Origin of the sequence: Candidatus Chloroploca mongolica, assembly GCF_004762035.2 — a bacterium.
Classification (GTDB): Bacteria; Chloroflexota; Chloroflexia; order Chloroflexales; family Chloroflexaceae; genus Chloroploca; species Chloroploca mongolica.
In genome coordinates, this window is sequence record NZ_SIJK02000125.1 from 1 (window position 1) to 5,317 (window position 5,317).

General features: G+C 62.1%; 3 protein-coding genes and 1 pseudogene. 3 read left to right on the forward strand and 1 reads right to left on the reverse strand.

Going from position 1 to position 5,317, the window contains the following annotated elements:
* The 3 genes and pseudogenes from EYB53_RS24915 to EYB53_RS24925 form a co-directional block, all read left to right on the forward strand.
* Positions 1 to 725: pseudogene (locus tag EYB53_RS24915) on the forward strand (hypothetical protein); the annotation flags it as partial.
* Positions 713 to 3,256, forward strand: coding sequence for a C25 family cysteine peptidase (locus tag EYB53_RS26845; protein ID WP_135482258.1), 2,544 nt, complete (start codon positions 713 to 715; stop codon positions 3,254 to 3,256). The pseudogene EYB53_RS24915 and the gene EYB53_RS26845, both read left to right, overlap by 13 nt.
* A 402-nt stretch (positions 3,257 to 3,658) precedes the next feature.
* Positions 3,659 to 4,042, forward strand: a complete 384-nt coding sequence (locus tag EYB53_RS24925) for a hypothetical protein (RefSeq protein WP_135482260.1) — start codon at positions 3,659 to 3,661, stop codon at positions 4,040 to 4,042.
* 838 nt (positions 4,043 to 4,880) lie between these two features.
* Here the strand turns inward: EYB53_RS24925 and EYB53_RS24930 are convergent.
* A partial coding sequence (locus tag EYB53_RS24930; protein WP_205712771.1) for an LbetaH domain-containing protein occupies positions 4,881 to 5,317 on the reverse strand: 437 nt, incomplete at its 5' end.

Consider the following 5,317-nt stretch of genomic DNA (forward strand, 5'->3'; position numbering starts at 1 on the left):
CGACGCCCACTGAGGTCCCGCCCGACCCCACTGAAGTGCCGACCCCAACCGAGGTGCCACCGGATCCTACCGAAGTGCCGACGCCCACTGAGGTCCCGCCCGACCCCACTGAAGTGCCGACGCCCACTGAGGTCCCGCCCGACCCCACTGAAGTGCCGACGCCCACTGAGGTCCCGCCCGACCCCACGGAGGAGCCAACCCCAAGCCAAACTCCGACCGCCGATCCATCCTCGACGGCTACGGCAAGCCCAACCCCCTCGGCGACCGTCATCACCATGCCCACCGAGGATATCGTGCCAAGCCCAACTCCTTCGGCACCCGTCATCACCATGCCCACCGAGGATATCGTGCCAAGCGCGACTCCTTCTGTGATCGTAATCACTCTGCCCACCGAGGATATCGTGCCAAGCGCGACTCCTTCTGTGATCGTAATCACTCTGCCCACCGAGGATGTCGTGCCCACCGAAGAGGCCATCCCAACGATCCTATTACCTATCACCAATGTCCCGGCGACATCAACGCCGCAAGCAACGCCAACCCTTGCCACAGGATGGCAACCAACCGCCGAAACCTTGCCAACGTCTGGCACAGGCCCAGGTGATCCCGAAATCTCGGTCATCTTGCCCCACGCCGGTCTTGCGCACACAACCCCTGGCAACCCAGGCCTCTATGCGCTTGCGTTGAGTCTCATCGTGATCGGAGCAGTGCTACGGTGGCGACGCTAATCCACACACAGAGACGTCTCGGCCTGCACCGCACCCTGCTTGGGTTGCTCGTTGTGCTGCTGGTCAGCCTGAATCTCCCAGGAGCAACCACGAGCCAGACGATCGTTCAATCACCCACGACGACTGAAGCCCTGGTCATCACGGTGAGCGCAGGGGGTATGCAGCACCTGACCGGGGCTACCTTGCTGGCAGCAGGCCTCGATCCTGCCGTTGATCCAGCCCAACTCTGGCTTCATCACGCCGGGCATGCCATCCCGTTGGAGGTGGATGACGGTGGCGACCAGCGCCTTGATCCAACCGATACCATCCGCTTCTACGCGCCGCCACCGGGCGATCGCTGGAATCTCACGGCGCACTACTGGCTCACCGTCGAGGCGACCACCGGACCACGCCTCGCCTCGCGGAACGTCGCTGAAGGCACGGCCCCCTTACGCACCGAGGCACGCGAAACAGGCCAGATCTACACCCCGCAACGCTACGACTCGCGCCGCGCCGGCCCTGACAACGACCACTGGTTTAGCGGCGACCTGCGCGCCGAACCAGGGCGCCCCGCTACCATCGAGCTCCCCCTCGATGCGACCCTCCCGCCGGCCACAGGCCCCCTGAGCCTGACCGTCACCGGCCAGAGCTATACCACCGGTGCCTTGCATCTGCACGTCGCCCTCGCCAACCAGTCTGCAGTTATCACCTGGACGGGGATAGGCCTGTGGGAACATCAGTTGATGGTAGGGGAGGTGGGAACCAACCACCAGATAGTGCTGCGGGAAAACTCCCCTCCCCCCTCGTGGGGGAGGGGCAGGGGGTGGGGGTGGGGGGAACAGGTGTCGCCTGCCAAAAACGCTACGGTGCTGCGGGAAAACTCCCCTCCCCCCTCGTGGGGGAGGGGCAGGGGGTGGGGGGCAAGGGAGGCACTAGACTGCGGCGGCTTCGCGCTGGAACTTCCCGGATTAGGCATCGTCTGTGAACCAGGGATAGAGCAGCAACGCAATCACGTCGGTGAACTCGCTCAATCCGACGAAATGCTCCAGGTAAGCCTGAGTGCGGCAGAACAACCCGTCGGCACGCTGCTTGATACCATCACCTGGGAGCGTCCGGCGCGGCTCGAATTGGCGGAACAGGGCGTCCTCTTTGAGGGCATCGGCGGGAACTGGCGCTATCAACTCACCGGTCTCCCCCCAAACTGGAATCTGTACGACATCAGCGAACCAGCTGTACCGGTGCGGCTGCACCCGGCGGCCACCAGTTTTGTTGACGGCCCGCAAGCCCGCAGATACCTAATCACCGGCCCTGGCACCCTCCACCAACCCACCGTGACAGCATGGCACGCCACGACCATCAACGCACCACAAAGCCTCGACGCGCTCTACATTGCCCCGGAAGCATGGCACGCCACACTGGAGCCACTGCTTGCGCATCGCCAGGCGCAGGGCTACCGCACAGCCGTGGCCTCGATCGAAGCGATCTATGGGGCCTGGAGCTACGGGGCCGTTGATCCCGAAGCAATCCGGCATTTTCTCCGCCATCTCACAACAACCTGGCCCGATCCACCCTCGATGATCATCCTCGTAGGCGATGGCAGCGTTGACCCGCACGACTGGACAAAACGCGGGAGCCTCAATCGCAACATTATTCCGCCCTACCTGGCCTATGTTGACCCATGGCTTGGCGAGGCGGCCTGCGATACATGCTATGGACGGCTTGCCACCGACGATCCACGGGATCAACGGATGCCGACCCTCGCCATTGGACGGCTACCGGTCAAGAGTGAAGCTGAGTTGCAAGCGCTGGTGGGCAAACTGACCGCGTACGATACCGCTCCTGTCGGCGAGGGCTGGCGTCAGACCATTGCCCTGATCGCCGACGACGCCGATACCGCCGGCGACTTTGCCGCCGAGTCCGAAGCGATCGCCGACGCCCTCCCTGCCCAGATGCAGGTGCGACGCGTCTACTACGATCCCTCTGACACCAATGGCTACGCCTCAGCGGTTGAGGCGCGTCAGCAAACGCTCGCCGCTTTCAACAACGGCGCGAGTCTGCTCGTCTATACCGGCCACAGCCACGCCTGGCAATGGGCCATCACCGATCCAAGTGGCGAATACTCGTGGCTCCTTGGTCTCTACGACCCTGACCAACTCACCAACCGCGACCGTCTCCCCATCGTGCTAGCTATGACCTGCCTGAGTAGCGCCTTTGCCACCCCGGCCATGAGCGGCACCTCCGTTGATGAGCGCCTCGTCCTGGCCCGCGGCGGTGCCATTGCCGTCTGGGGGCCGGCCGGCTTTGGGGTCTCCTACGGGCACAACCAGCTTCACCAGGGCTTCTTCGCAGCGCTCTGGGCTACCCCAGCCAACGAGGCCACCCTCGGCACCCTCACCCTGGCGAGTCTGCACAACCTCGCCACCAACAGCGGTCTCAACACCGGCCCGCTCTTCACCTATCTCCTGCTCGGTGATCCACTGACGCACGTACGCCTTCATGATCAAGACGACATCCCGCGCAGGCTTCTCTTCTTACCACTTGTCAAACGCTAACGCCAACACTTTGCTAACACTTTGCTAGCACCCATACAACACGACCCTGCTATACTGACAAGCAAGCAGAGGTGTGACAATGTGTCACCCTGAGTACTAAATGGCCCGCGGGCCAGTGGTATGGAGAGCAACGAGTGCGCGTGGGCAGCCTGCATGGTCACCCCGAACGGCATGGTCACCCCGAACGGAGTGGGGGGTCTTCCATGACGATCAGTGCAGATTCCTCACTGCGCCTGCGGCTTCGTTCGGAATGACCGTGGAGCCGTTGCGCTCCGACGATGAGGTTGTGTTGCTTCCGAGCACAGCGAAGAGTCTCCCGCATCAGGAAGAGCAAGATGCTTCGCTCCGCTCCGCATGACAATCCAGCAGCTTCAAGCATAATTGGGATAAAAGGGTCTCGCAATGAATATATCATACACGTCTTCTGTCCGTCAGTGGGGGCAACTCGCAGGCATCGTCCTGTTCCTCACCGCGGCCTTGATCATAACCCTGGCCGTCATTCTTCCAGCAGCGGCGCTTGGGCTCGCTATTGCAGCCGTGGTTGTCGTGACAAGTCTGGTTGCTCGTCAGATGCAGGTTCTCGGGCAGGCCGCTCGGCGGGTTGCCAGTGGCGAACCCGCGTTTGAAGAGCCGGTGCAGCCAACCCTGCGCGTCGAATTACCTGACGGCGAAGTGATGGTCGCCCGTCCTGTCGCGATCCCCCAGACCGACGAGCACACAATGTTGCTTACCCGCAATGGCTATCTGATGGTGAACGGGCGGGGCGAGGTCTTTCATCGGTTGTAGAGCAGATCCATCCCTGCACGAGGGCGCAGCAGCAATGCAGTGGGCAACGTAAGCCTCCAGCTGTGGGTTTGGGGTCCTGCGGCCCCCAAGAATCATGCTTGTGCTGGCGAAAACGGTCAGCGACGCTGACCGTTTTCGCCAGCACAAGCATGGTGCGTGCCACCCCAGGCCGTGTAAGGGTCGGGCGATTCCCCTCCGACCTACCCGGTGTGCATCGCTGCGATCCATAGAGTGCCAGAGACATGGCCTGGCGCACACCGGGCAAGCCTCCCCGGATGGCCCCTACCACTGGGAAGCGGCGCCACGACGCGGCCCGCCACCCGGGTGCCATCGTGGGCATCAGGGCGATTTGACGCCCTCTGGTGAAACCCTTTGAGAATGAGATCGATCGCCCCTCACCCTCCTGGCATTGACAGGAAAACCCTGACCGGGAACACACCGTTTGCCTGCTACCTGCTTGCCAATCCCAGGATTATACTTAAGTTGTGCTACAAGTTATGATCCAAGTGCAAGCAGTTATTCTCCTGGCCTTCGTCAACCTGGTTTGTCGGGGCAGTTTGCCCTAGCTATGTGCGGGCCACCCGCACGCTCCGCATCCACAGGATGTCCCAAAAGCAAAGGCGCGTCAGACGGCTAGGCACCCCACTCGATCGCGTTTCCCAGCGCAACGTCCAGCAGAGATGAGACGTTGGCGCGTACGCAGCGATGCAGTGGAGCCGAGAACCGCCGCGTCGTCACGGGCCTAGGAGATCTTGGCAGCAGGTAGATGTCGAACAGTTTTGCCGTGGGCTGGAAGGTGCGTTCGAACACGGTATCTGCTGCCAACAACTGGTACGCATCAATGGCATTTTTTGATTAATGCGGTAGATGTGATGAAACACCTTGCTTTTGCCTTCATCTTCGCCCTCATACTCCCACTCACCATCCTCGTGAGCGGAAGTATGAGGCTGGTTGTTGCAGATGAGCCATCAGATGATGTGATGATCTCGCTAACTAAGGACTGCGAACCACTACCAGCGACACCCACCTGTGAACTACCACCAGCGACGCCCACCTGTGAACTACCACCAGCGACGCCCACCACAGTACCGTCACCCACCCCCACCGACAAGCCTGCCCCCATCCCCACCACAGTACCGTCACCCACCGCGTCACCCACCACAGTGCCGTCACCCACCGCAGTGCCGTCACCCACCACAGTGCCGTCACCCACCACAGTGCCGTCACCCACCACGTCACCCACCACAGTGCCGTCACCCACCGCAGTGCCGTCAC

What these genes read in the sequence shown, in the direction of transcription:
- EYB53_RS24925 (WP_135482260.1), top strand. Translation starts at nt 3,659, where the DNA reads ATGAATATATCATACACGTCTTCTGTCCGTCAGTGGGGGCAACTCGCA.